The 25,789-nt window shown below is 56.8% G+C and carries 28 protein-coding genes, 2 tRNA genes and 1 other RNA gene; 11 read left to right on the top strand and 20 right to left on the bottom strand.

Annotated features, from left to right (window positions below):
* Positions 1-10 precede the first annotated feature (10 nt).
* Together JJL52_RS13175 and hemL are read right to left on the bottom strand one after the other, a co-directional pair.
* Positions 11-397, bottom strand: a complete 387-nt coding sequence (locus JJL52_RS13175) for a hypothetical protein (protein ID WP_202052934.1) — start codon at positions 395-397, stop codon at positions 11-13.
* A 211-nt stretch (positions 398-608) separates the two neighbouring features.
* On the bottom strand, positions 609-1,889 hold the full coding sequence (gene hemL / locus JJL52_RS13170) for a glutamate-1-semialdehyde 2,1-aminomutase (RefSeq protein WP_202052932.1): 1,281 nt from the start codon (positions 1,887-1,889) through the stop codon (positions 609-611).
* A gap of 182 nt (positions 1,890-2,071) precedes the next feature.
* Between hemL and ffs the strand changes: the two genes are divergently transcribed.
* The 5 genes from ffs to JJL52_RS13145 all read left to right on the top strand — a co-directional run bounded on the left by ffs (position 2,072) and on the right by JJL52_RS13145 (position 5,318).
* Positions 2,072-2,168, top strand: an RNA gene (gene ffs / locus JJL52_RS13165) — signal recognition particle sRNA small type.
* Positions 2,169-2,209: 41 nt separating this feature from the next.
* A complete protein-coding gene (dnaX, locus tag JJL52_RS13160; protein WP_202052930.1) occupies positions 2,210-3,838 on the top strand; it encodes a DNA polymerase III subunit gamma/tau in 1,629 nt (542 codons plus the stop codon).
* Positions 3,839-3,853: 15 nt separating this feature from the next.
* A complete protein-coding gene (locus tag JJL52_RS13155) occupies positions 3,854-4,177 on the top strand; it encodes a YbaB/EbfC family nucleoid-associated protein (protein WP_005370012.1) in 324 nt (107 codons plus the stop codon).
* Between the two features lie 2 nt (positions 4,178-4,179).
* The gene (gene recR / locus JJL52_RS13150; protein ID WP_202052928.1) at positions 4,180-4,776 is read left to right on the top strand and encodes a recombination mediator RecR; all 597 of its coding nucleotides are present in this window, start codon (positions 4,180-4,182) and stop codon (positions 4,774-4,776) included.
* Between the two features lie 203 nt (positions 4,777-4,979).
* Positions 4,980-5,318 (top strand): histidine triad nucleotide-binding protein, encoded by a 339-nt coding sequence (locus JJL52_RS13145; protein WP_202052927.1) that lies wholly within the window; start codon positions 4,980-4,982, stop codon positions 5,316-5,318.
* 82 nt (positions 5,319-5,400) lie between these two features.
* On the opposite strand, the gene JJL52_RS13140 is transcribed toward JJL52_RS13145, so the two are convergent.
* The 3 genes from JJL52_RS13140 to moaD are packed head-to-tail and all read right to left on the bottom strand — an operon-like array spanning position 5,401 to position 6,912.
* A complete protein-coding gene (locus JJL52_RS13140) occupies positions 5,401-6,195 on the bottom strand; it encodes a DUF2797 domain-containing protein (RefSeq protein ID WP_202053075.1) in 795 nt (264 codons plus the stop codon).
* A 29-nt stretch (positions 6,196-6,224) separates the two neighbouring features.
* On the bottom strand, positions 6,225-6,674 hold the full coding sequence (locus JJL52_RS13135; RefSeq protein WP_202052926.1) for a molybdenum cofactor biosynthesis protein MoaE: 450 nt from the start codon (positions 6,672-6,674) through the stop codon (positions 6,225-6,227).
* Between the two features lie 4 nt (positions 6,675-6,678).
* On the bottom strand, positions 6,679-6,912 hold the full coding sequence (gene moaD / locus JJL52_RS13130; RefSeq protein WP_202052925.1) for a molybdopterin converting factor subunit 1: 234 nt from the start codon (positions 6,910-6,912) through the stop codon (positions 6,679-6,681).
* A gap of 75 nt (positions 6,913-6,987) precedes the next feature.
* Between moaD and moaC the strand changes: the two genes are divergently transcribed.
* On the top strand, positions 6,988-7,464 hold the full coding sequence (gene moaC / locus JJL52_RS13125) for a cyclic pyranopterin monophosphate synthase MoaC (protein ID WP_202052923.1): 477 nt from the start codon (positions 6,988-6,990) through the stop codon (positions 7,462-7,464).
* Positions 7,465-7,809: 345 nt separating this feature from the next.
* Positions 7,810-8,850 (top strand): UDP-3-O-(3-hydroxymyristoyl)glucosamine N-acyltransferase, encoded by a 1,041-nt coding sequence (lpxD, locus tag JJL52_RS13120; protein WP_202052922.1) that lies wholly within the window; start codon positions 7,810-7,812, stop codon positions 8,848-8,850.
* Between the two features lie 310 nt (positions 8,851-9,160).
* On the opposite strand, the gene JJL52_RS13115 is transcribed toward lpxD, so the two are convergent.
* The 11 genes from JJL52_RS13115 to rtcR form a co-directional block, all read right to left on the bottom strand.
* The gene (locus JJL52_RS13115) at positions 9,161-9,349 is read right to left on the bottom strand and encodes a hypothetical protein (protein WP_202052920.1); all 189 of its coding nucleotides are present in this window, start codon (positions 9,347-9,349) and stop codon (positions 9,161-9,163) included.
* Positions 9,350-9,787: 438 nt separating this feature from the next.
* Positions 9,788-11,194 (bottom strand): hypothetical protein, encoded by a 1,407-nt coding sequence (locus tag JJL52_RS13110; protein ID WP_202052918.1) that lies wholly within the window; start codon positions 11,192-11,194, stop codon positions 9,788-9,790.
* Positions 11,195-11,198: 4 nt separating this feature from the next.
* Positions 11,199-11,921, bottom strand: coding sequence for a type III pantothenate kinase (locus JJL52_RS13105; protein ID WP_202052917.1), 723 nt, complete (start codon positions 11,919-11,921; stop codon positions 11,199-11,201).
* On the bottom strand, positions 11,918-12,913 hold the full coding sequence (birA, locus tag JJL52_RS13100; protein WP_202052915.1) for a bifunctional biotin--[acetyl-CoA-carboxylase] ligase/biotin operon repressor BirA: 996 nt from the start codon (positions 12,911-12,913) through the stop codon (positions 11,918-11,920). Before birA ends, JJL52_RS13105 begins: the two co-directional genes overlap by 4 nt.
* Before the next feature lie 34 nt (positions 12,914-12,947).
* The gene (locus JJL52_RS13095) at positions 12,948-13,529 is read right to left on the bottom strand and encodes a PilZ domain-containing protein (protein WP_202052913.1); all 582 of its coding nucleotides are present in this window, start codon (positions 13,527-13,529) and stop codon (positions 12,948-12,950) included.
* A 131-nt stretch (positions 13,530-13,660) separates the two neighbouring features.
* Positions 13,661-13,915 carry a PA3496 family putative envelope integrity protein gene (locus tag JJL52_RS13090; RefSeq protein ID WP_202052911.1) on the bottom strand — a complete coding sequence of 85 codons (255 nt, stop codon included), beginning with the start codon at positions 13,913-13,915 and terminating at the stop codon, positions 13,661-13,663.
* A gap of 64 nt (positions 13,916-13,979) precedes the next feature.
* On the bottom strand, positions 13,980-15,185 hold the full coding sequence (glcF, locus tag JJL52_RS13085) for a glycolate oxidase subunit GlcF (protein WP_202052909.1): 1,206 nt from the start codon (positions 15,183-15,185) through the stop codon (positions 13,980-13,982).
* On the bottom strand, positions 15,185-16,255 hold the full coding sequence (glcE, locus tag JJL52_RS13080; RefSeq protein ID WP_202052907.1) for a glycolate oxidase subunit GlcE: 1,071 nt from the start codon (positions 16,253-16,255) through the stop codon (positions 15,185-15,187). Before glcE ends, glcF begins: the two co-directional genes overlap by 1 nt.
* Positions 16,256-16,262: 7 nt before the next feature.
* A complete protein-coding gene (locus tag JJL52_RS13075) occupies positions 16,263-16,982 on the bottom strand; it encodes a flagellar brake protein (protein WP_202052906.1) in 720 nt (239 codons plus the stop codon).
* 80 nt (positions 16,983-17,062) lie between these two features.
* Complete coding sequence (locus JJL52_RS13070; RefSeq protein WP_202052905.1) at positions 17,063-18,616, bottom strand: SulP family inorganic anion transporter; 1,554 nt, start codon at positions 18,614-18,616, stop codon at positions 17,063-17,065.
* Between the two features lie 40 nt (positions 18,617-18,656).
* On the bottom strand, positions 18,657-20,252 hold the full coding sequence (rtcR, locus tag JJL52_RS13065; RefSeq protein WP_202052904.1) for an RNA repair transcriptional activator RtcR: 1,596 nt from the start codon (positions 20,250-20,252) through the stop codon (positions 18,657-18,659).
* Between the two features lie 275 nt (positions 20,253-20,527).
* Between rtcR and JJL52_RS13060 the strand changes: the two genes are divergently transcribed.
* The 3 genes from JJL52_RS13060 to JJL52_RS13050 all read left to right on the top strand — a co-directional run bounded on the left by JJL52_RS13060 (position 20,528) and on the right by JJL52_RS13050 (position 21,998).
* Entirely contained in the window at positions 20,528-21,754 is a 1,227-nt protein-coding gene (locus tag JJL52_RS13060; RefSeq protein ID WP_202052903.1) for an RtcB family protein, read from the top strand.
* A gap of 102 nt (positions 21,755-21,856) precedes the next feature.
* A tRNA-Trp gene (locus JJL52_RS13055) sits at positions 21,857-21,929 on the top strand.
* A tRNA-Ile gene (locus JJL52_RS13050) sits at positions 21,929-21,998 on the top strand. Before JJL52_RS13055 ends, JJL52_RS13050 begins: the two co-directional genes overlap by 1 nt.
* A gap of 99 nt (positions 21,999-22,097) precedes the next feature.
* On the opposite strand, the gene JJL52_RS13045 is transcribed toward JJL52_RS13050, so the two are convergent.
* Complete coding sequence (locus JJL52_RS13045) at positions 22,098-22,295, bottom strand: hypothetical protein (protein ID WP_202052899.1); 198 nt, start codon at positions 22,293-22,295, stop codon at positions 22,098-22,100.
* Positions 22,296-22,387: 92 nt separating this feature from the next.
* Here JJL52_RS13045 and JJL52_RS13040 point away from each other — a divergent pair, with 92 nt between their 5' ends.
* The gene (locus JJL52_RS13040; protein WP_202052897.1) at positions 22,388-23,551 is read left to right on the top strand and encodes a slipin family protein; all 1,164 of its coding nucleotides are present in this window, start codon (positions 22,388-22,390) and stop codon (positions 23,549-23,551) included.
* 339 nt (positions 23,552-23,890) lie between these two features.
* Here JJL52_RS13040 and JJL52_RS13035 read toward each other — a convergent pair whose 3' ends face one another.
* The 3 genes from JJL52_RS13035 to JJL52_RS13025 all read right to left on the bottom strand — a co-directional run bounded on the left by JJL52_RS13035 (position 23,891) and on the right by JJL52_RS13025 (position 25,676).
* Entirely contained in the window at positions 23,891-24,694 is an 804-nt protein-coding gene (locus JJL52_RS13035; RefSeq protein ID WP_202052895.1) for a SapC family protein, read from the bottom strand.
* 117 nt (positions 24,695-24,811) lie between these two features.
* Positions 24,812-25,339 (bottom strand): hypothetical protein, encoded by a 528-nt coding sequence (locus JJL52_RS13030; protein ID WP_202052894.1) that lies wholly within the window; start codon positions 25,337-25,339, stop codon positions 24,812-24,814.
* 136 nt (positions 25,340-25,475) lie between these two features.
* Positions 25,476-25,676 (bottom strand): DUF6447 family protein, encoded by a 201-nt coding sequence (locus tag JJL52_RS13025; RefSeq protein ID WP_202052893.1) that lies wholly within the window; start codon positions 25,674-25,676, stop codon positions 25,476-25,478.
* Between the last annotated feature and the right edge of the window lie 113 nt (positions 25,677-25,789).

Raw genomic sequence — 25,789 nt, 5'->3', positions numbered from 1 at the left:
CAAACAAAAATTACAGCAAGTCTTTCAACGCGGTGAAAGCCTGCAATCCTTGTCTCAAATGTTGCTCGGCTTCAGGAATGTTGCCGGCTTTAGCTGAGCTGCGAGCGGCCTTCAAGTGGTTGTTGGCGCGCGAACGAGCGATATCCACTTTGTCGTTCGCATTGATTTCTTTGCTGGCATCCAGCGCGTCTTTAGCTTGGGTGGCAACGGTTTCAGCATCGCCGCCGGAGGTGGCTGTCGCAAGCGCAGTCTCGATTTTCTTAAGGGTCAAATCAATCGCTTCTTTTGGTGCATAAACGATTCTGCCGTCAGAAGCTTCCGCCATTGCAGAGGTTGAGAAAACACCCATGGAAGCGCCGACCAATGCAGCAAGTGCGATTTTTTTCAAGATTTTCATATTTGTAGAGTCCTCTGTTTTTTTTGTTATTTGATTTTTTCAAATCAGTAACGGTCATGGAACGGTAATAAAAGTACCGGCGCGAATTTTACCACAATTTATAATTTTTTTAACAAGCCCTTGCTCAAGTTGGCCGGCACGGCTGACGCTAAATTGTTAGATCACTTTAAAACTCTGCATTGAAAGCATGAAACAGTTGATCAACAGGCACTTACAGCGCCTTGAAACAATGCGCCGCCTTCTCGAATGTGGCGTTCAACTCCCGCTCGCCGTGCGCCACCGACACGAAGCCCGCTTCGAACGCGGACGGCGCAAGATACACGCCTTCGGCGAGCATTCCATGGAAGAAGCGCTTGAAACGGTCCTGGTCGCATTGCATCACGTCGACGAAAGAGGCAACCTTGTCCTTCGCGGTGAAGAAGAGCCCGAACATCCCGCCGACGCAGTTGGTCGTGAACGCAATCCCGGCCTGATCCGCCACTGCCTGCAAGCCAGTCATCAATTTTTCGGTCTTGGCGCCGAGTTCTTCGTAAAAACCCGGCTTTGCGATCAACTCAAGGGTCGCCAGGCCTGCCGCCATCGCGACCGGATTGCCGGACAGAGTGCCGGCCTGATAGACGGGACCCGCCGGCGCCAGGCATTCCATGATCTTGCGGCTGCCGCCGAACGCGCCGACCGGCATGCCTCCGCCGATCACCTTGCCGAGCGTAGTCAGATCCGGCTTGATGCCGTAAACGCCTTGCGCGCCGTGCAGGCCGACCCGGAAGCCGGTCATCACTTCGTCGAAGATCAGCACGCTGCCGTACTCGTCGCAGACTTTGCGCAGCGTTTCGAGAAAACCGGGCGCAGGCGGAATGCAGTTCATATTGCCCGCTACCGGCTCGACGATCACACAGGCGATCTGTTCGCCGATTTGTGTAAACAACTCGGCTACCCCTTCGCTGTCGTTGTAGGTCAGCGTGATCGTGTTTTCCGCGACCGCCGCCGGCACGCCCGGCGAGCTCGGCACCCCGAAAGTCAACGCGCCGGAGCCGGCCTTGACCAGCAATGAATCGGAATGGCCGTGATAGCAGCCTTCGAACTTCACGATCCTGTCGCGGCCGGTATAACCGCGGGCCAGACGGATCGCGCTCATCGTCGCTTCGGTGCCGGAACTGACCATGCGCACCAGCTCGATCGAAGGCACCAGCTCGATCACCTTCTCCGCCATGCGCGTCTCGATTTCGGTCGGCGCGCCGAAGCTCAGCCCCTTTTCGGCCGCCGCCTTGACAGCCGCGATCACCTCGGGATGCGCATGACCCAGTACCATCGGCCCCCAGGAGCCGACATAATCGATATAGGCCTTGCCTTCGCTGTCGTAAATGTAGGCGCCCTGTGCGCGGTCGATAAATACCGGCGTGCCGCCGACGCCGCTGAACGAGCGCACCGGCGAGTTCACGCCGCCAGGAATCACGCGTTTTGCTTCGGAAAAAAGGAGTGTTGCTTCAGTCATATTGATCGTTTCAAGGTTAAAATCGTATGAGCTTCTCGAAACGGCTAACTTTAGCATGATTCGCCCGCACCGTTACCCCCGATGCAGGCCTCGAAAAAAATTATTTCAAGATGACTTGCATTCTTCACCAAATCCAATCATAATAGCCAACTCACAGCCGCCAAGGCTGATTATGGTAATCGTACCGGTCCTCCCGCAACGATACGCTGTAAACCCCGCCAGGCCCGGAAGGGAGCAACGGTAGCAGCAGATTCGTGTGCCGGGATGTGGCTGGTGCGGTTACCGCCCTACTCCGCTTTCTACCCCTTGCTGAGCCTGAAATGAGTTACCAGGTTCTCGCCCGCAAATGGCGCCCGCATAATTTTTCCGAAATCGTCGGCCAGGAACATGTCGTCAAGTCGCTGATCAATGCCTTGCAGCATGACCGCCTGCATCACGCCTATCTGTTTACCGGCACGCGCGGCGTCGGCAAAACCACGCTGGCCCGAATCTTGGCCAAAGCGATCAACTGCGCGAACCTCCAGGACTATAACCCTTGCGGCGCCTGCCAAGTGTGCCGTGACGTTGACGAAGGCCGTTTTCTGGACCTGATCGAAGTCGATGCGGCCTCGCGCACCAAGGTCGAGGATACCCGCGACCTGCTCGATAACGCCCAATATGCGCCGAATCAGGGCCGCTTCAAAGTCTATCTGATCGACGAAGTGCACATGCTGTCCGGGCACAGCTTCAACGCGCTGCTGAAAACGCTCGAAGAGCCGCCCCCGCACGTTAAATTCCTACTCGCCACGACCGACCCGCACAAGATTCCGGTCACCGTGCTATCGCGCTGCCTACAGTTCAACCTGAAGCGTTTGTCCCAAGAGCAGATCTTCGGACAGATGGAATTCATCCTGAACCAGGAAGCGATCGCCTTCGACGCGCCTGCCCTGAAACTCCTGGCCCGCGCGGCCGATGGCAGCATGCGCGACGGCCTGAGCCTGCTCGACCAGGCGATCGTGCACGGCAACGGCAAGGTTACCGCCGACGAAGTCGGCGCAATGCTCGGGGTCGTCGCGCAGCAGCCGGTCGGCGACCTGTTGAACTCACTGGCCGCTCAGGACGGACCCGGCCTATTAAAAGTCATCGCCGACCTGGCCGACTTGGCGCCCGATTTCGGCGGCGTACTGCGGCAGCTGCTGCAGGCCCTGCATGCGATCGCCGTCCTGCAGCAGGCCCCGATCCATATCGATGCCGGACTCGACAGCGAGCTGATCAAGTCGCTCGCCGCCAAACTGCAGCCCGAAGACGTGCATCTTTATTACCAGATCGGCCTGCTCGGCCAGAAAGACTTGGACCTCGCTCCCGACCCCAGAAGCGGCTTTGAAATGGCGCTGTTGCGCATGCTGGCGTTTCGGCCGGTTATGACGGGCAACCTGGAAGCCCACCCGCAGCCTGACGTAAAACCCATACCGGTACCGCCGGCCCGTCCCGCACCGAGACCCGCACCCGTAGCAAGTCCGCCGCCACGCGAAGCACCGGCCAGGCCGTTACCCGAAAATCCGGCTACACCGCCGGCGGCCCAGCCTTTGCCCGCCGGCGGCGATTGGCCGGAAATGATCGCGGCGATGCGGCTCGAAAGCATCACCAAACAGTTGGCGCAGCAATGCGCCCTGCACTCGATCGACAACCACAATTGCACGTTATTGCTGGATCCGGCATTTCAAACCATGCTGTCGCCGATGCGGATCGAAAAGCTGCAAACCGCGTTGCGCACTTTGCGCGGCACACCGGTCAAATTGACGGTTCTGGTCGAAAAACCGACCACCGCAACACCGGCCGAGCAATTGATCAAGCAGAGAGAAGACCGTCAGCAGGCCGCCGTCGAAGCGATCGAAGCGGATCAAAACATTCAGGCACTCAAAGAACATTTCGGCGCCCGGGTCATCCCCGGCACCATCGAACCCGTTTAATCAAGGAGAACCATCATGAAAAACCCTCTCGGCAGCATCATGCAGCAAGCCCAGAAAATGCAGGAAGACTTTAAACGCGCCCAGGCGGAAATCGAAGCCACGGAAGTCGTCGGCCAATCCGGCGGCGGACTGGTCACTATCCTGATGACCGGTAAACGCGAAGCCCGCAAGGTGACGATCGACCCCTCGCTGATCGGCGACGACAAGGATATGCTCGAAGACCTGGTCGCGGGCGCGATCAATGACGCGGTCAATAAGGTCGCGAAAATGAAGAAGGAGAAAATGGCCGAAATTACCGCAGGACTCCCTCTGCCGCCCGGCTTTCAAATGCCTTTCTAAGTATGCGCGACACAGGCCTATTGGGCCGCCTGATCCAGCACCTGCGCTGCCTGCCCGGCGTCGGACCGAAGACCGCGCAGCGGATGGCCTTCCATCTGCTGCAGAAAGACCGGGAAGGCGCCCGCGCCTTGGCCGAAACGCTGCTGCAGGCGATCGACCGCATCGGCCAATGCAGCCGTTGCCGCACCCTGACCGAGAAGCCGCTCTGCGACATTTGCGCGGATCCGGCCCGCGACAAATCCGCCGTCTGCATTGTCGAAAATCCGTCCGACGTCTGGATCATCGAACAGGCGACCGTATTTAGAGGATTGTATTTCGTGCTGCATGGGCGCCTTTCGCCGCTTGATGGAATCGGCCCCGGCGAGCTCGGGCTCGACCAGCTGGAACGCCAGTTGGCAACAAACGGCATCAAAGAACTGGTGCTCGCGACCAACTCGACCGTCGAGGGCGAAGCCACCGCTTTCTTCATCGGCGAGCTCGCCCACAAGCACCATGTCCAGGCCAGCCGGATCGCACACGGCGTACCGATGGGAGGCGAGCTCGAATTCATCGACAGCGGCACGCTGCTGCACGCGTTTAACGGACGCCGGACGATTTAGCCTCTTCGCGTAAGGCACGCTGTGCGCACCATCCCACAACCTCGCGCACACTCAAATCTCAAACAAGGTACGCACAGCGTACCCACCCAATCAGCAACCTCCACCCCCGCCTACTGTCAAATCGTTATAAAATGCGGAGACGATGCGCCTTACTTAGTCCATCGTCCTATAAATTTTATTTTCAGTCGACAGAAGGAAAAACGATGACGAACTGCTTATTCTGCAAAATGGTCGCCGGCGATATCAAGCCGGACGTGGTTTACGAAGACGATGCCTTGATGGCGTTCCGCGACATCAACCCCCAAGCCCCCGTACACATTCTCGTAATCCCGAAACGCCACATCGCCACGCTGAACGAACTCGACGACGGTCAACTGGGCGGCAAAATGCTGCAAACCGCGGTCAAACTGGCCGAGCAGGAAGGTATCGCCGAAGAGGGTTACCGGACCTTGTTCAACTGCAACCGGAACGGCGGCCAGGCGGTTTATCATCTGCATTTGCATCTGCTGGGCGGGCGGGCGCTGCACTGGCCGCCGGGGTGAAAACCCTCTGCGCTTCCCACGCAATTGGCACGCGCCTAAGCCGGCATGACAAGACCTGCCAGGTTTTGAAAACCTGGCGAGTCTACCCTGAGAACTCGATCTCGTAGCCGGTAAACTTGCGAATATTGATAACGCCGGTATCGAACATCATGTACTGGCCCTTGATCCCGTGCAGCACCCCCGCCACTTCCGGATTCTTGTCCAGATTGAACGAGACGACCTTGACCGGATAACGGTCGACCGGATAACGGATATCGACGCTTGGCCGATCCGACAACAACTCGACCGCCTTGTCTCCAAATTGCCCGACCAGCTCGTCTAGCTCCGCCTTGCATAGCGCCAGCAACCGATCCCGCTCTGCCGCCAGATCGATCGGACTGACCTGATTCTTCAGCATTTGCTGCCAACTGGTCTTGTCGCTGACGTGTTGGGCGAGGATCACTTCGATCATGCCGGAGACATGGCGCGACGACACCCGGAAAACCGGCAGGGCCTGCACCGCGCCCTGGTCGATCCAGCGCGTCGGAATCTGCGACTGCCGAGTGATGCCGACCTTGATCCCGCTCGAATTGGCCAGGTAGACGATATGCGGCTGCATGCAGAACTGTTCGCCCCAGGCCGGTTCGCGGCAGGTCCCGGCGGCGTAGTGGCAGGTTTCCGGCTTCACGATGCACATGTCGCATTGCGCCAGCTTGATGAAACAGGGATAGCAATAGCCCTGGCTGAAGCTTTTCTTCGTCGCCTTGCCGCAATGCGTGCAGAAAATATTGCCGGTATAACGCAGCCGGATCGGCCGGCCGAGCAGCGGGTTCAGCTCGACCGCTTCTTCGCCGAGCGGCAGGCGGTACTGCACCGTCTCTTCCAGCCTCGCCTGCATTTTATCCAGTGGACCCACGTTGTTTTGCCTCACTCGCCTTTCAAATAGCCGTCGGTATTGTGCGCGACCCAGCGCTCCCCTTTGGCTTTCAACAATTCTTTTTTCCAGAACGGCGCCCGGGATTTGAGCGCCTCCATGATATGCCGGGCCGCATCGAACGCATCGCCGCGGTGCGAGGTCCACACCGCCACCAACACGATCGGCTCGCCCGGCCGAATATCGCCGACCCTGTGTACAACCAGGGCGTCGATGATCGGCCAGCGCTCGCCGGCCTCCCGCACGATGTTTTCGAGCGCTCTCTCGGTCATGCCGGGATAATATTCGAGCGTCATCCCGACCACGTCGTCGCCTTCATTGAAATCCCGCATCGTGCCGACAAACAGGTTCGTTGCGCCGAATTTTCCGGCCATCTGCGCGGCGTCCTGATACTCACGGACTTCGACCCAGGGATCGAACGGCCGCGGGGAAATTTTGACCACCCCGTCAGCCTCCGGTCACCGGCGGGAAAAACGCGACTTCGTCGCCGTCCCGGACCAGGCTGTCCCAGTCGGCATATTCCAGATTGATCGCGACTAGAACCTGCTCCGGCGGCGGCAGCTCGGGCACGCACTGCTGCCAAAGGGACTTCGCAGTCACCGGCTCGGCGATCGCCGCATTTTCTTCCGCACGCCCGATGCGCTCCTTCAAACTGGCAAAATAGCGAACTTTGATTGACATAAACCTTTACGCAATGATAAAAATCAGCCTTTATGCTCCACAAAGAGCGAAACCGATCAGTCATTCTACCGAATTGTGACGCATACTCCACATTTTAATCAGGCCGGCGAAGCGATCATGGTCGACGTCGGCGGAAAAGCCGTTACCCAACGCACCGCGATTGCGGAGGGCTACATCGAAATGCAGCCTTCCACCCTGAACATGATCCTGAAAGGCGAACATAAAAAAGGCGATGTCCTGGCCGTCGCCCGGATCGCCGGCATCATGGCCAGCAAGAAGACGTCCGACCTGATCCCGCTGTGCCACCCATTGCCGATCACCCATGTATCCGTCGAATTCAGTACCGAAGCGGAAGTGAGCCGCATCCGCTGCCGAACGCTGGTCAAAACCAACGGCCAGACCGGCATCGAAATGGAAGCCCTGACCGCCGTGCAAATCGCGCTGCTGACCATTTACGACATGTGCAAGGGCGTGGACCGAGGGATGACGATCGAAGCCGTACGCCTGATCGAGAAAACCGGCGGCAAATCCGGCCATTGGCTGCGCAATTGAGGGCCGCATGTCGATGCCGTCTCCAATACCGTTACCGTGAAAGTCAATTCTACAGGATGTGCCGACGCAGGAGGCGCATCATTCGCGGAAGATGGGCTTCTTTCGTCAGTCCATCCTACAGATCTTCATCTGCCGGGGTATGGGAGAGCGGCTTTATGCCTGTTAAGCTAAGGCATCGCGTAGGCCCGTTAACTTAACGACATTGTGCCGTACCCTTGGGGCGTTAGTTAACCCTCCTGCCGATCGCACCGTTAGACTCCGAAGCCGGTGAGATCGTTTGGACCTCCATTAAATTTCCTGTCTCGCGACCGATTAACCTCACACAGAAGCATAAACGAGAAACCCATGCCGATAACGATTAAAGAACTCGCCGCACTCTGCGGAGCCCGGGTCGAAGGCGGAGATGCCGACCAGCTCATCCATTCCGCCGCCGATATCAGCTCTGCACAGCCGGGCCAGGTCACACAATTGACCAACAGCAAATATGCCGCGCATCTTAAAAACTCTGCGGCTTCGGCTTGCCTGATCGCAGAAGGCTTTGCGGTACAGGATGCTCCCGGCGCACTGGCACTGCTGGTCTGCCGGGACCCGGAGCTGGCCTTCATCGAAGCGGTTAAACACCTGCACCCGGAACGCATCTATACTCCCGGTATAGCGCCTCAAGCGGTACTCGCAGCCGATGTCGCACTGGGCGAGGCCGTCCATGTCGGCCCTTATGCGGTGATCGGAGAAGGAACAAGGGTAGGCGATCACAGCGCAATACTGGCCGGCGCCTACCTCGGCAACAACGTCAAGATCGGTAAAGGCTGCCGCATTTATCCTTACGCGGTCGTCTACGACGATGTGGAGATCGGGGATTACGTTACGATCCATTCGGGCGCAGTCGTCGGCGCGGACGGCTTCGGCTACAAATTCAGGAACGGCGCGCATGTTAAAGTGCCGCAGATCGGCAATGTCAGAGTCGAGGACTATGTCGAAATCGGCGCCAATACCTGCATCGACCGGGGCGCTCTGGGCAGCACCGTGATCGGCACGGGTTCCAAGATCGACAATCTGGTGCAGATCGGCCATAACAACAAGGTCGGTCGGCATGTGATCATGTGCGGGCAGACCGGCGTCTCGGGCTCCTGCACGATCGGCGACTACGCGATTCTGGCCGGCAGCTCCGGGATTGCGGACCACGTCACGATCGGCCAGGGTGCCGTGGTACTGGCACGCTCCGGCGTAGCCGGCGACATTCCTCCAGGCGCGCATTATTTCGGCAGTCCGGCCAAGGATAAAAAGACGGCCTACAAAGAACAGGTTGCGATACAGAAATTGCCCGAGCTGATCAAAAAAGTCAAACAGTTGGAAGAACAGCTACAAGAACTGGCGAAACAGGCCTAAGCGGTTGTAGCGACAGGATTCGGAGGAGGAGGGGCATGCGCGCCTCTCTTCCTGGGGGGGGGGGGGGGAAGAATGCTGTACCGACGGCATCGACGCCATGATACAGTCTGGTCATAAAAAAACCGTGAGGCCCGTTTTTTCCCGTAAAGCTGGAAAAAGCGGAACCATTACTCGGTTGACGATCAGGAGGATTTAATCCGTTTCCGCGATGCCCTGAGGAACCGGATCAAGATAAGTTTTGAGGAGTGGGAATTTTTTATTAGGAACGGAATGACCCCCTGCCGACAAACGCCGCCAGGGGGCACCATCATTATTGTGCTACGTTTTTGGTTTTTCTTTGTGACAATTTAGCATCAATTTCTGCGTTGCTGGCAGCAACAGCGCCGCTTGCAAGGTGCTTGGTTTCGTCTTTCTTCAACAGAACAACCAGTACAATGATTGATGCGATTGCAACGCCAACGACGGTCCAAGTGTAATCTTTTTCTTGTGCTTCAGCCATTTTTAAATCCTCTATATAGTTATTAATGTTATAAGCCCCTCTCCTCAAGAGAGCAACCCATCAAGTGTTTTAATGAGCTGGTTGTCGGTTTATATTTGAACAACGGTATAATTTTTATCATGAGATAAGGGCCTCTGTCAAAGCCATATCGAAAAAAAATCCATCTTCGCGCAGCCCTGAAGCAGCCTGCCGCAATACATACCTCATCTCAGCACTAAACAAACCATAATAACAAACTGAAAAACATCATAATTTTAAAAACTTATCCTTTTACCACCGGGCAATGCAGCTTTTGGGTAAACCGCGGCCCATTCCACCTCCCTCAAGTTTTCGAGGATGCGGGTAACTTATCTTCCCGCCTTCAAGCCTCAGAAATTTTCGGCCGACCGCAGCGGCGTATGGCTCGAGTAGCGTTCCACCTAGACAGCCCGTAAAAGTTTAAGGACAACCTTGCCCGGCTTCCGGCAGCCGGCGGAGCTTGATGTCGGGATATTTTTTTTCCAGTGCCTGCAAATCTCCGGCTACCGATTCGGGAGCGGTAATCAGCGCGTACTTTTGGCGTTTGCTTTTGTAGCGGGGCTTCACGACCGAATTAAGGCCTTTGTCGAGCAAACTCTTCTGCATTTGCACGGCGTTCTCTTCTCTATTGAAAACGCCCAGCGATATCTGCCCCCTCTCCTCGCCGGAAGGCAGGGGCCAGACACCGTTCAGACCGCGCTCGCGCAGCATTTTCACATTGGCCTTAATTTCTTCCATCCCGCCCGTGGAAGGGTACAGCACCAGATAATCGCTGATCGCCTTACCGTCTCGCAAAACGGGCTTGACCGCTGCCTGGGCGCCTGAAATCTGTTTCTGCCAGACGTTCAGGCTATGTTCATTCGGAAACGGTCCCGCCTCGTAACACGCAAGCCTGACCGATTTTACTTCTGCCGCATGATGCGGCGGTTTCTGGTCAAAAGGCTGCGCCGGTGCCTTTTGAGCGGGCTCTTTCCCGACACGGCCAACGCCTGCCGCCAGGGACGGCTCGCCGGCAAGCCGAGACTCCGGAAGCACCGGCTTCATGCTGTTATCTTTCGGTTCCGTCGCGGGAACTTCCGCAGAGGGAACATCTTCTGCCCGGCAATTCGGATCGCCATCGGGCAACGCCTTGAGTTGAACGTCCGGATAGCGTTTTTCCAACACATCCAGAGCCCCAGCCATAGCCAAAGGCCCTTTGATCAGCGCATATTTCTGCACCGATTCCTTGAAACGGGGCTTTACAACGGACTCGACGCCCCTCGCCTGCAAATCGTTCTGCATACGCACTGCGCGGGTTTCCCGGCGAAACACGCCGAGCGATATATAACCCTTAAGTTCACCCGCAGCCAGCGGATAGGCGTCGCCGACTCCCTGATTGCGCAATGCTTGCATCGCAGTTTTAATAGCTTCCTGGCTGCCCTCCGTCGGGTAAAGCACCAGGTAATCGCTGATTTCCTGTGCATGATGCGGAATCGGCTTGAGCTCGCCCTGAGCTTCCTTGAGCGCTTGATTCCAGGCATTCAGGATCCGCTCATTTGTAAAAGGGCCGGCCTCATAACAGGCGAACGAGCCTGAAGGAGAAGATTGCGGAATCTGCGGCGGCAACACGGCTTCAGGCTCTGACGGCGTTTCCCTAACCGGTCCCGCAAGAGCGTCCTGCGCCGCAGGCAGCCCGTTTTCCTGCTCCCGCGCCAGCACGATCGGCTCTTGAAGCATCGCCGGATCGGGCGCCGGCGTTTCGGTTTCCCCCTTGAGAGCCTCGCGATGATACTGATGCATCAGCAGCGCCAGATTCGCCAGCAATACAAGAAAAAAGGCGATTTTCATAGGATTATTCCAGAAGCAAAGACAGACCGCGAAGCACCAGATCGGGATCGATCCGGTAGGAGAAGCCGAGCTGGCTGGCGATCAGCGGCGCATCGCCGCCCGTCAGCAGCAACCGGCAGGAGTCCGCTTGAGCGGAGAAAACATGTTCGATCAGGCCCGCCGCCGCCGACACGACCCCACTGTAAATCGCTGCGCCGGTATGATTCGCGGGACCCACGGCAAAAGCCGAATCCTCGTAGATTAATGCCGCCGTTCCCGCACTGAGCGATTTTTTCATCAGCTCCAGGCCGGGACTGATCATTCCGCCCAGATGGCGGCCATGTTCGTCGAGCAGGTCTAGGGTAATCGCGGTCCCGCAATCGGCAATGCAGACCGGCGAGGCATAATGGCGGCGCGCCGCCAGCAAGGCCAGCCAGCGGTCGACGCCGAGCTTTTCGGGCTGAAGATAGGCATTCGTCACTCCAAAAGCCTGCGCTTCCGATTTCGCCTCGAATACCGCAATGCCGGGCCATAGCCGGGCAGCCGCCAAGTGCACGGTTTCCGCAAGCCGACGCGCGCTGACACAGGAGATCGCCAGTCTGTCCGGCTTAGGAAGACGCCCCCAGGCCTCAGCCAGACGCACTTCGGTCAGCGCATGATTTTCTATCGCGGTACCGACGACAAACCCGCCCGGCATTGTAGTCGCCCATTTCAGGCGGGAGTTACCGATGTCGACGAGCAGATTCACGGAAACGGGCGCCGAAAACTGACTTCGCCGGAAGCAAAGGCGCGCAGTTTGTCTTCCGCATCGCGCATCAATAAAAAACCTTGCGCATCGATCCCTTCCAGCGTCCCGTCGAATTGCTGGGTCCCGATAAAAACGCTGGCCCACTCGCCGCGCAGACAATCATACTCCCGCCATTCGTCCAGGTAGGCCGCAAGCCCCGTTCGCTCGAACCCGGCCAATACCGGGATTATCTGGCCGATCAACTCCCCGACCAGCCGGTTTCTGCCGATAGGCTGCCCATCGGCGATCCGGTTCAGGTCGGTCCACGGCTGCTCGATCGATCCTGCCTCTTCCTCCGGCAGAAACAGATTCAAGCCCAGGCCGGTCACCGCATAACAGGGGCCTTCGTTTTCGCCCGCCACTTCGATCAGGATTCCGCCCAGTTTTTTGCCTTCGCTGAAAATATCGTTCGGCCATTTCAGGCCGGCATTGTCGATCCCCAACCGGCGCAGTGCCCGGATCACCGCGACGCCAACCGCCAGGCTCAACGCCGAGATCGCGGCCGGGCCCTGCTGGAAGCGCCAAAGGATCGACAGCAGAATATTACTGCCGTACGGCGAAACCCATTGCCTGCCGCGCCGGCCCTTGCCGGCGATTTGCCGTTCGGCAAGGCAGACATAGCCGGAAAGCGCATTTTGCCGCGCCAACTGGCTCAGGTAAGTGTTCGTGGAGTCGATCTGATCATGGATTTCCAGCCGGGAAACCAGAGCGCGCGTTTCGCTGTCAAGAGCCGCCAGGATGCTGTCGCTGTGCAGCAGTTCGATGGGATGGGAAAGCCGGTAGCCCTTGCCGCTGACCGCCGCATGCCGGATACCGAGGGAATCCAGTCCGTTCAGGTGTTTCCAGACGGCGGAACGGGTCACTCCCAGAGCTTCCGCAAGCTCGGCACCGGAATGAAACTCGCCGTCGGACAGCAAATTCAGGATTTTTTTCTGGTTGTCTGCAATCAGCACGGATTCGGGTATTTCCAATAGCCCATGACGGTACTCAGCAAGCCTTTAGCTCCCGGATCTGCGCCAGCTGGCGTTTGATTACATGTTTGATCAGGATTTCCCGATCCTCTTCCTTCATGTTTATGTAATCGACGCTGACGACATAGGGATAACGGTGTTCTTTCACCGAATTTCGCCGGCATTGAACAACTCGGCAACAGGTGGTAACCAAGGCCCGGGACGCAGGCAGCAGAATCTTCAACTCCAGAAAATCGCCTTCGCTCAACGACTGTTCGCTGCCGAAGGCAAGGCCCGAGGCGCTTAGATTCACCTGGTAGGAATTTTTTTCCCGGGCCAAGTCGCTCTGATTCAGGAGGCATTGAGCCAGCATGTCGACTTTGTAATTGAGCAGTTTCAAATACTCGGCGGCTTCGGGCTGAGCGGCTTCAATCCGTGTCATAAGACGTTCCATCTCCCGCTCCACCGCCGCCATGATCTGCGGCAGGGCAGCGCTAGTCAACACATTCTCGTCGATATAGCTGGCTTCACGCGCTTCTTGCGCAGCGATTTTTCGAAAATAAAGATCGACTTCATCGTTGATGCGAAAAAACCGCCGTCTGTCTCCGGCTTCTGGCATAACGCAGGTCTCCTGGTCATTTGTTGGGTTATGGCGCCGCGGGACGGCGGCGGATGCTAAAATTCCGGAAAATGGCCGCGTTCTTCCGGAGAACGTCGGCACGATGTCCCAACGATAAGGTTTCGCTTCGATCAAAAATCGAGCTCGTCTTCGTCGAAATCGCCTAATTGTTCCCTCAGACGTTTTTTCTCCCAATACATTTCGATTTTCCGGCGCGCCGCCATTTTTTTCACCGCTTTTTCGTCTTCGGTGGGAAACGAAATGTATTCGTCGATCAGATGCAAATCGTAATCTTCGATCTCGATATCGGCATCGTGCTTGCTTTTTTCAATCTCAGGCTCGGCTTTGGAAGTTTCCACTACGGAGGGCTGTGTGTCTTTCGTCATAGCAAAATAAGCTGTTAAAAATGCGTTTTATAATTATCTAAAAGACTGTTGTAAAGAAAAATAATTACTGCAGCAATTCTATCCAATGCACGACTTTCTGCCGGGCACCGGTCTGAAGATGCGTCAGACAACCGATGTTTGCGGTAACGATCAGATCCGGCTGCCCGGCCTGCAAAGCCTGCAGCTTATTATCGCGCAGTTTCGCCGCCAAATCCGGCTGCAGCAGCGAGTAAACGCCGGCCGAACCGCAGCACAGATGCGCATCGCCGACAGGCGCCAATCGGTAGCCGATTTTTTGCAGAATCGCCTCAACCATTCCATTGAGGCGCTGGCCGTGCTGCAGGGTACAGGGCGACTGGAAGGCAATGCGGCGGCCGTCGGCCCGAAAGACGGACAGTTCCTCACCGGCCACCACTTCCGCAATGTCCCTGACTGCCGCCGAAAAACGTGCGGCTTTCTCGGCATAGCGAGGATCGTTTTTCAATAGCCGCCCGTAATCCTTCATCATTACGCCGCAGCCCGAGGCAGTCGAAACGATCGGTTCGATACCTTGCCGGCGATAAGGTTCCCATACATCGATATTTCGGCGCGCCAGAGCAAGCGCCCTCTCCTGCGCCGACAAATGATAAGGCAAGGCGCCGCAGCAGCTGCCGATTTTCGCTTGCAGCAGCGAAATACCCAACCGATCCAGCACCTTCGCGGCTGCGAGATCGATCGCAGGCGCCAGCGCGGGCTGCACGCAGCCCGGATAAATCAGCATTTTGCGGTGATGACGAGGCTCCGGCCACTGAGCCGGCTGCGGCTGCGGAGGCACAGTCGGAATTTTACGCCTCACCGCCTCCGACAGCAGCGGGCCGAGCCGGCGGGCAACCTTCAGGACAAACGCAAATCGGCGCCGATAAGGAAAAGTTCGCACGATCGCAGAGCGAATCCCCCTATCCCAAAAGCTCCGTCCCGCCTGCCGGTCGACGATTTCCCTGCCTGTGTCCAAAAGACGTCCGTATTGCACGCCGGAAGGACATGTCGTCTCGCAGGCGCGGCAGGTCAGGCAGCGGTCCAGGTGCTCTTGCGTCAAACGCGTCGCAGCCTGGCCTTCCAGCACCTGTTTGATCAGATAAATGCGCCCGCGCGGTCCGTCCAGTTCGTCTCCGAGCAATCGGTAGGTTGGACAGGTCGCGTTGCAAAACCCGCAGTGCACGCAAGAGCGTAGGATCGCTTCCAGTTCGCTGCGTCGGGATGCTTCGATTTGATCGTCCAGGCGGGTGTACATTACCAATCCCGATACATTCTCTGGGGGTTGAACAGGCCGCCCGGATCGAATGCCTGCTTAATGTTTCGATTCAGCTCTTTGAGCTTGCCTGTCAGCGGCTGAAACACGTCCGCCCCGCGATTTCGGCCCTTGAACAGCACCGCATGTCCGCGTGCCCGTTCGGCCGCCGTAAACACCGCCTCGGCCGGCTCGTCCGTTTTCAGCCAACGCAGGCCGCCGGCCCAATCATAGAACCAGTCTCCCGAGAGCGCCAGGGGTTGGCTTGCGGGCGGCAGGCTCAAGCGCCATACATTCGTTTCGGCCCGGAAAAAATCGAGCCGTTGTTCGTTCAGCGCCCGCCAATAACCGCCGTCATCCTCGGTCTGATCCCCCCCGATACGCGCCGCGGCTACCCTGACCGCCTTCTCGGCGCCGGACAATCGGACATGCAATGCGCACCCGTCGTAACTGAGGCCGGAAACCGGCAACGGCTCCGAAGCCAGCCGTGCCATCCTGTCGAGCGCGCCGAAGACGGGCAATTCGAAACGGCAGGTCCGTTCGGCTTCGGGCTGCGGCAAGACTTTCAGCGACACTTCGAGCAACACGCCCAAAGTCCCCATCGCACCGGCCATCAGCCGCGATACGTCGAAGCCGGCCACGTTTTTGATCACTTCGCCGCCGAACGAGAGCACTTCCGCCTTGCCGTTGATGATCCTGCAGCCGAGCACGGAATCTCTGGCAGAGCCGGCGAAAGGACGCCGCGGCCCCGAAAAACCGCAGGCAATCGTGCCGCCCAGAGTCGCTGTTTCGCCGAAATGCGGCGGCTCGAAGGCGAGCATCTGGCTTTCTTCCGCCAGAATCCGTTCAAGCTCCGTCAGCAAGGTGCCGGTCCGCGCGGTCACTACCAGTTCGGAGGGGTGATAATTGACAATGCCGCAATGTTCCCTCAGGCATAAGGGTTCGCCGGAAGCAGCCCGGCCATAAAACGCCTTGCTGCCGCCTCCGCGAATATTGAGCGGTGTATTATGAGCCAACGCCTGTGCAACGGCCTGTTGCAGTTTTAAGGTCTGGTCATTAGCCGAAACCGACATAAAGAACTTATGATTTTTTACTCAGATTTTTTCTTTCCTGATGCTGCATATAAAGCTGAATTCCGGATTCAGCAGCAGGCCTTAAACCGATAAATCTGCACCCTATTTTTTGAGCCGACTCATGCTGATTCGGATTGAGCGGCACAACGTTCACGACTTGAAACTCAATTTCTTGATTAAAAGCATTCTCTAAAACGAGTCGGCAGCCCGAAAATTGTCGGCCAATTTCAAAAAAATGCGCCAGACCGCTAAAATCATTTACCAAGGAAAAACCGGAAATACTGATATCGTAGAGCGGTATATCGGCTACGAATTGATCGTCCACAAACAGTTTTACCAAGGTTGAACGCAGTAAAGGCAATCTGATCCGGTAGAACTGGCGGCGCTGTACCCATTGAATGGATTTGGGTATCGGCATTGAAAAGACGGCTTCTCCCTCAAAATAGGCCTTCTTGATATTTTTGCCTTGAAAATGGACTTTAATACCTGAAAAATTCGAATTGAATTCTACTTGGGAAGCGCTGAGCACCTGCGAATTTAAATACTCGGTAGGTGCGCAGTCGAAAAGTATGAGATCCTTTTGCGGTTCTATCGCGGCAAGCGTCGTAACGAATGTCCCATTTTTATCGAAGCTCAACAAGATCAGACATTTTTTCTTAAACAATGAAGTCAGATGATTGAGGATCTGGGACTTGTTATGAACCATATAATCCGTGTCATTAAACATAAGATGCAATTTATAAATAATTAAGACTCATCGTAAAAGACGCGTCAGCGTCTCGGATTCAAAAACTAAGGAAATCATAGTCATTCGCCCGCAATGCATAACCATTTCGCCGACCAAAATATCAGCGCCATCAGCGCATAAGCCATTGCCCACTCCCATGCGGGCGTCAGCGACAGGGCGGTATCGGCCGGCGTCCAGCGATAGGAATGAATTAGGCCCGAGGCGGACAGCAGGCTTGCCGATCCGCTCCAGCACGCCGCCTGGATGAATTTGCGCTCGATCACCGCAACCGTCAGCGCCGCCAGGATCATTGCGGTAAATATACAGCCCTGCTCCAGTGCGAACGCGCCGCCGATCCAGACATCCGCCGAGGCAAAGCGCGTCAGCATCGCTTCCGAAAACGCGGGCATCTCCGCATTCCCGTAATCCGCCGCTCTAACGCCGCTCTTGGCCATGAACGCGCCCCAGGCCGCGATGCCCGGCAGCAACCCCATCACGACCGCCGGCGCATGGCTTTTCGGCGTTTCCTGAAACGCTTGCGCGGCGATCACGATCCCGATCCACAGGATAATCGCCATCCCGGCGTCGATCGGCACCGCCCACGCAATGTAGGATAGGCTGCCGGTCAGACAGATCACCGTGATGAATGCGCCATTCAAGACCGAATAGCCGGCGCGGGCGCCCATCGCTTTCCAGCCCGGATGACCGATATAGATCGTGGTCGGGAAACAGGAGCCGAATAGGCTGGCCGCCAGCGTGCCGAGCCCGTTCACCGCCAGCGAAGTATGTGTCGGATAACTGTCCCCGGCCGCCTCGGCCGATTCGATGTTTTGCAGCGAGCCTATCACATTGAAGAGTCCCATCGGAATGATTACGGACAGATAGCCCAGCGCCTGCCCGGACGTGAACGCCTGCCATAAATCGCCGGTTACCGGCACAGGCGGATACCAGCCGAGCGATTCGGCAGGTAATTCGCCGACCGGCGCGAGGCCGATTACCCAGGACAACAGGACGCCCAGAATTATCGCGACCAACCCCCCCGGAATATTACCGCGGAAGCGCAGGCGTCCGAAGTAAATCAACAGGATCACGCCCAGCGTGACCAAACCGACAACCGGATGCGCGTAGGTGCGAAACAGGAAGCCCAGCGCAATGAACGTCAGCGCGATCCCGGACAAGGTCGACAGCAAGGCAGCGCGCGGAGTCGCCTTACGGAGCCTTTCGACCACGAACGCACCGCAGAACTCGATCAGGCCCGAGCCGAAACACGCCAGAAGGCCAGCCTGCCAGGCGATCCTCTCCGGATCTGCCGCCCCGTTCGCCTCTGCGGCCAGTTTCGCCGGCAACATCACCAGGAGGATGTAGGCGAACAGCGAGACGGTGTTGATCCCGTAAGGCAGCGCACAAATGTCCTGCCGTCCGGTCGCCTCGGCCAGCCGTTTGGCCTGATAGGAATAATAGAGATTGCCGAACAGCACCGACACCGCCGCGCCGGGCAGAATGTGTTGGTAAATCAGCTGCTCCGAAAAGCCCAGCACATGGACGCACAGGCCGACGATCACCAGCAACTGCACCAGATTATCCAGCGCCAGGCCGAAAAAACCGTCAATGTCGGCGCGCACGAACCATTTCACCGTGAATTCCTATCTTTAAAAGGCATAAAGTATAAAGAAATCAATCGATTTTGCACACTGCCTGAAACGTCAGCCCGAAGCGATGCAGGTATTGCTTCAACCGATGGCTGTCGTTCATGCTGGCCTTCAGGTTGCGGCTGGCGTTGTATAACTTGCGCCCCGCCTCCGCCATGCTGCGGCTGCCGCGGCAGACTTTTACGACTTCGGCCAGCAGCATCCGGTCGAACAGGTCCAACTCGCCCAGCGCCTCCGCCGGCAGGAGAGCGGCTAACGTATCGTCCGCATCGGGCTTTTCCTGAACAAATCCGGACCAGGCCTGCTTAAGCCGTGAGATTTCCCCGGCCACGATCTCTTCGGTAATACGTCCGCCGGCCGCCAGCGTCGCCATCCGGGTCACGCTGGAATTCAGGTCGCGGAAATTGGCACGCCATAACGCCTCCGGGGAATACGCAAAAGCCAGGTATTGCGCCCTCGCCGCCTTGTTGAAGCTGACCATATGGCCGGCTTTGACGGTAAATTGCTGCAGCTCGTGCTCAAGGTTCGGTTCGAAATCTTCGATGCGCTGCTTCAAAGACGGCAGCTCGTAAGTCCAGAGATTGATCCGTGCAAGCAGGTCCTCGCGAAATCGGCCGCTCTGCACCTCTGCGTACAGGTTCCGGTTGGTGCCCGCGATCAGTTGGAAATCGCTGCCGGTCTCGCGGTCACCGCCGAGCGGCATGAACACCTTGTCCTCGATCGCACGCAGCAGCATCGCCTGTTCATCAAGGCCCAGCTCGCCTATCTCGTCCAGAAACAGGAGCCCCTGGTCCGCCTCGCGCAAAAGCCCGGTCCGCGCCGCCAAGGCGCCGGTAAAAGCGCCCTTCACATGCCCGAACAGCGCCGACATCGCATTATCCCCGCGCAGCGTCGCGCAATTCACCTCGACCATCCGTCCTGTCAGCTGCCCGCGCTGTTTTTTCAATTCGTAAATACGCCGCGCAAGCCGCGATTTGCCCGCACCGGTCGGCCCGGTCAAAAGCATCGGCGCAGACGACTGGATCGAAACCTGCTCGACCTGCGAAATCAGCCGATTAAAAGCGGCGTTGTGCGTCTCGATGCCGCTTTTCAGATAGGCGATCCCGTCGCGCGCCTCCTTCTGAAAGCGCGAAGCGATCTGGTCGTATTGCGACAGATCCAGGTCGATAACGCGGTAAGTCCCTTGCGGACCTTCCTTGCTCGGCGAGGTTTGAATCAATTTGCCCGGCAAGTAATTGGCCTCGGTCAACAAGTACAGGCAGATTTGCGCGACATGGGTGCCGGTCGTGATATGTACATAATAGTCGTTCTGTTCCGGATCGAATACATAGCTGCGCGTAAAATCGAGCAAGCGGCTGTAAACCTGCTCGAAATCCCACGGGTCGGCATAATCGACCGGATAGGTCGTGATATGCACGTTCGGCGACAACGCGCGCATATCGCCGATCGTAATGCCAGCCAATTCTCGTTCTTCGGGGTGATGCAGCAGCACGAATTCATCGACCGGCAGACTTTCGTGCATCATCAACGACACGGTCGGCCGCCAGCGTTCCAGGCGTCTTCTGCCGAAGCCGCCATGATCGAGCCGCGCGCCGAGCAAACCAATAATCACCGTTTTCATCTCAATGCCCCCGTGTAGATTGGATTGGATTGGATTGGATTGGGTTACGCTACGCTAGCCCAATCTACACAACCCATATTATCTAATTCGATAGATATTTATCTTAATCGATAAATAAAGAATAACCAACTGTGATATCTAAGCTTCTTACCGCTCAAAATCGTTATTTTTTTCATCTTTAAAAACATAAACTTATACCCATCCATTACACAAGAATCAATACTGGCACAAGCGTTGCCTTAACAAACTCATCAGTGAAACAACGAGAAAAAACGATGACTACTCCCTACGAAGTTCTGCATGAACCCGGCCGGCACCCGATCAAAGCTTGGACGCGCGGCGTCAGCTTCGACGATAACTCGAAAAATCAATTGCAGAACCTCGCGGCGCTACCGTTCATCCACAAATGGATTGCGGTGATGCCGGACGTGCATCTGGGAAAAGGCGCGACGATCGGCAGCGTGATTCCGACCGTCGGCGCGGTGATTCCGGCTGCGGTCGGGGTCGATCTGGGCTGCGGGATGATCGCCGTCAAAACCGACCTGACCGCCAATCAGTTGCCCGACTCCCTGGAAGCAGTGCGCAGCCGGATTGAAATCCTGGTGCCGCATGGAATGCAAAGAACCGTACGCGGCGGCCGCGACAAGGGAAGCTGGGGCGAGCCGCCGCACGACGTGCTGACTGCCTGGAACGGACTGAGCGAACGCTTCGCATATCTGTGCGAAAAACATCCGTTCCTGAAGAACACGAATAATCTGATGCATTTAGGAACGCTCGGCACCGGCAACCATTTCATCGAAATCTGCCTCGACGAGAACGATGCGGTCTGGATCATGCTGCACTCGGGATCGCGCGGGATCGGCAACCGGATCGGCTCGCACTTCATCGAACAGGCGAAACTGGACATGGAGCGCTGGTTCATCCACCTGCCGGACCGGGATTTAGCTTATATACCGGAAGGCAGCGCGCATTTCGATGACTACATTCAGGCGGTCGCCTGGGCGCAGGACTTTGCGCGGATCAACCGCGAGGTGATGATGGCGCGGACCGTCCAGGCACTGCGCGAGGTATTGAAGATCCCGATCGAAGCGCATCTCGAAGCGGTCAACTGCCATCACAACTACATCCGCCGCGAACATCATTACGGCGCGAACGTCTGGGTAACTCGGAAAGGCGCGGTCAGCGCACGGCTCGGCGAAATGGGCATCATCCCGGGCAGCATGGGCGCGAAGTCGTTCATCGTAAAGGGACTCGGCAACGCCGAAAGCTTTTGCAGCTGCAGCCATGGCGCCGGACGAGTGATGTCGCGCACCGAAGCGAAGAAGCGCGTATCGCTGGAAGAACATATCGAGGCAACCCAAGGCATCGAATGCCGGAAGGACGAGGCGGTGATCGACGAAACGCCGTCCGCCTACAAACCGATCGACCGCGTAATGGCCGCGCAGGCCGATCTGGTCGAGGTCGTGCATACCCTGAAGCAGGTTGTCTGCGTGAAGGGTTAAATGAATTTGGCGAGCCGTTGCGGCCCGCGGAGCAGGTTCCAAAGCCTGCCTGACGCCACCGTCTTTGACGACCGGCGTATCGTCCGTAACAAGACGCCAATCGCCGCCGTAGCTCAGCGGAAGAGCGCCGCGCCCAACGCGGAGGCCGCAGGTTCGAATCCTGCCGGCGGCTCCATTGCTATAGCTCAGTGGGTAGAGCAACTGACTCATCATCAGTCTGGCGCCGGTTCGAGCCCGGCTAGCAAACCTGCCTGTCAAGGCAGCTTGACAAACCGGTCCGCAAGGGCCACGGCGGACCTCCGGGCGCGGGTTCGGACCGCGAGGATCTCGGCGTGCGGCTCGTTCAGCGCATTGCAGCAAGGACGCAACAAGTCCGGTCCCAAGCCGGCATCGGCAAAGCCTGCTGGTGAAGATCGGCCGGCGCGCGCCGCGAAGGATGCGCGACGCCCGCCGGTTGGAGCGCCAGCAGCCCGCGCCGGTGCGGAGGCTCCGTCACCCCCAATTCATAAATTAAGGCGTAGGGTGGATAAGCGAAGCGCATCCGCCACAGTGACCTAAAAGGTGGATGCGCTTCGCTTATCCACCCTACTTTAGTAATGAATCTCCATGGTCATATTTTTACGGAGAAATCCAATGTCCATCAACAAGAAACTGATCATCACCGAAGCCCAGCGCGGGCTGCTGTTCAGGGACCAGCAATTCGTGAAAATCCTGCCGCCCGGCGTTTACCGGCTTTGGGACTGGCTGAACCGCTACCGGTTGCAAATCGTCACGATTACGACCCCCTTGCAGCAAACTGTCGGCGACGATCTGCTGAATCTCGCACAACTGCACCCGAAAGCCTTCGCGCCGTACCTGCAGCTTTGGGAAACGTCCGACATGGAAGCCGGACTGGTCTATCAGAACGGAACACTGAAGGACATCAAGGCGCCGGGCCAGCAAGGTGCGTACTGGAAAACACAGAATACGATCCGGATCGAGAAGATCGATATCGGTGCGCAACCGGCCCTGCCGAAGCCGCTCGCTACACAGTTGGCCAACGCGAAAGATGAGATACTGCGTAAAGCCGCACTGAATGCAGTCGCGTTTTTCAACATCCCGGACCAGCACATAGGCTTCCTGGCCGTAGACAACGAAATCCGGGCGGCACTGAACGCAGGCATACATGCCTGGTGGCGGTTCAACCACTGCCCGACCTTGACTTTGTTCGATCTGCGCCTGCAGAACATGGAAGTGAACGGCCAGGAAATCTTGACCAAGGACCGGGTCAGCCTACGCGTGAACCTGTCTGCAACCTGGCAAATCCGCGAACCGGAAAAGACCCGCGCAGAACTGGCCGACGCGAAAGAGTTTCTGTACCGCGAACTGCAACTGGCTCTGCGCACGGTCGTCAGCACGCAAACGCTGGATGAACTCCTGGCCGACAAGAACTCGCTGAACCGGCAGATTCTCGAGATCGCAGCAGCAAAAGCATCGGCTTACGGGATCGAAGTCAAATCGGTCGGGGCACGCGACATCGTCCTGCCCGGCGAGATGAAAGCGATTTTGACGCAGGTTGTCGAAGCGCAAAAAATGGCCGAGGCGAACCTGATCAAGCGCCAGGAAGAAACCCAGGCGACCCGCTCATTGCACAATACCGCCAAGGTGATGGAAGGCAATCCGATCCTGCTGCGCTTGAAGGAACTGGAAGCACTGGAGAAGATCACCGCACGAATCAATACGCTGAATGTATATGGCGGGCTGGATAGTGTAATGAACGGGATGGTGAAGTTAATTGATAAGACAAATCCGGCTTAGCGCCATCATCGTGTAGGTTGGGTTAGCGAAGCGTAACCCGACGACATTCGACTTCGATGCGTTGGGCTACGGCTAGAGCATTTTCATATCGCTTATAGGAAGATAATGCCGTTAAGTCAAACCGTCATCTCGGCAAGGATTGCCGAGATCCAGACTGCAGGGATGCATTAAAGCTTGCCGTCCCTGGCTTCTGGATTCCGGCAATCCCTGCCGGAATGACGAGTTTGCCCTAACTTTGCGGCATTGCTTATGACCGTACACCCAAAACGAAAATGCTCTAGCGCCCAACCCAACCTGCACGATTAGGAGAGTCAACAAGAACTGCTGAACGCGGAAGCCTCAAAATAATCCTTTAAAACTCACTATGCCGTCCTTACTGAAAAAATCCGTATCCGATTCTTCCTGAGCGACGGTCTTTTCGATTTCCTGTGCGGCATCACCGGCCTTGCCATGAACTTGGACAAGCCGGCCGAGCAATGTCAAATTCCGCACTGAAAAGAGCTGACAGTAGGCCGCCGATAACGCGCCTACCTGCATCAGTTCTCGCAACGCCTCGCCGGACAAGGCATTTAAGGCCGTTTCATCGATTTTATATAAACCCTTGAAGGGTATATTCCGATCCAAGACTTTTACAGTAATCGGCCACGGCTGAATCAGGTCATAGCTTTGTAAAGCCTCACATACATCGACCGTACGCTGCCGATCTTGCTCTAAAAGACTGAGGAAATCGACGATGGACTGAATAAAAGGCGTAGGCTGGCCTTCTGCGGTAAAAAACGCTTCCCCCGCAACTCCCTCGGCAATCAGTCCGCTATCCGCATCGATCAATAAAATCCGTTTATCCTCTTCCGTTTTTGCCAACCGAAAAGGATAGGCACGATACACGGCAGGAATATAATCGCCCAGCCAACGTTGATCCGGGCCTACGAACCAATTGCGGCCGGAATGCAAACTTTGAATGGCTGCCGGCAGAAAACGCTCGTCCTGCTTAATAAAGCCGATCGGCATCGCAGCAAGGGCATGCGAAAGTTCATTCAGAGACAAAACCGCCACGGTATCGGCCGCTGCGAAGGCATAGTTCGCCGGCCGCAACCAGCGCTTATTGACATGATGTTTAAAGGAGAGTGCCTGATAATTGGACATGATTTGTCGATTCAGTCAGTTGTTGCGTAGGCCGGATAAGCGAAGCGCATCCACAACGCAATCGCCGGATGCGCTTCGCTTATCCGGCCTACAACCCATTAATTTAAATAGTGCACCCTAATGCACGATCACGTCGTCCGGCTTGAGCGTCGGCATCTTTTTAACCCAGTCGGGCCACTCATTATCGGGCCAGCCGGCCTGATTCCACAAGCCATAAACGATGCTCAACCATTGCCGCAAATGTTCCGGTTTAAACGCCAGATCGGCGACCGGATGATTACCCCAGCGTTTGAATGCCAGCGTCACCGACTTGGGTGTCGTCTTCAATTCGATGGCGCTGACAAGACAACTTGCCGGCGGGGGCGATTGCCGGCTGCCCTTTTCGGCGCCAGCGGCTGGCGGGCTTACGGGTTTTTCCGACTGCTGCCGCGAGCGTGCATGGCTTAGCGCCCATTCCGCCAAGATGGCTGCCTTGGCTTCGGTCTTGGCCTGAGGGGTAATCAGTTTCAACAATGGCGGCAACAACTCCCGCATTAGCCGGTAAGTGAGCCACAGCCTTACGATTTCGCCATTGGCAAACTGTCCGTCGATAGACAGGCGATCCTGGTAAATGCTGTAACGGGTGGTGATTTTTTGAATCTGCATTCAGGCGAGTAATGAAACTGATCGAGGTGCTGGGCTAAGACAGGCACGGGACAAGATTTATCAAACTCCGACTTTACGCCGGCAACTCTCCCAACCCGAAGAAATTCCGTAAAATTCGGATATTATTCTGCCAAAGCTATTCGCTAGCCGGCAAATTGTTTTTGATGCCATTGGCAAAGACCGAACGCGCGGTCTGGGCAATCGCCAACTGAGTCTGCAAACGCGCAATTTCACGATCTACCACGCGCAGGCTGGCCAATTGCTGCTTGACGACCTCCGGCAGCGCATCGAGGGCGTATTCTTTATTATCGATTTTAATGGTTTTTGCTTGAGCCATAAGAGAAATCCTAACAATTTAGTGCAATGCGTTACGGCGCCAATCGCTTGAAACCGGAACATGATGAAGGCGGCTTCCAAACTTGCGCCCGGAAACCAGGAATAAAATAACAG

Source organism: Candidatus Methylomicrobium oryzae (genome assembly GCF_016745425.1).
GTDB classification, from domain to species: Bacteria; Pseudomonadota; Gammaproteobacteria; order Methylococcales; family Methylomonadaceae; genus Methylomicrobium; species Methylomicrobium oryzae.
The sequence above is the reverse complement of the archived record's forward strand: the minus strand, read 5'-3'. Positions and strand labels throughout refer to the sequence as shown.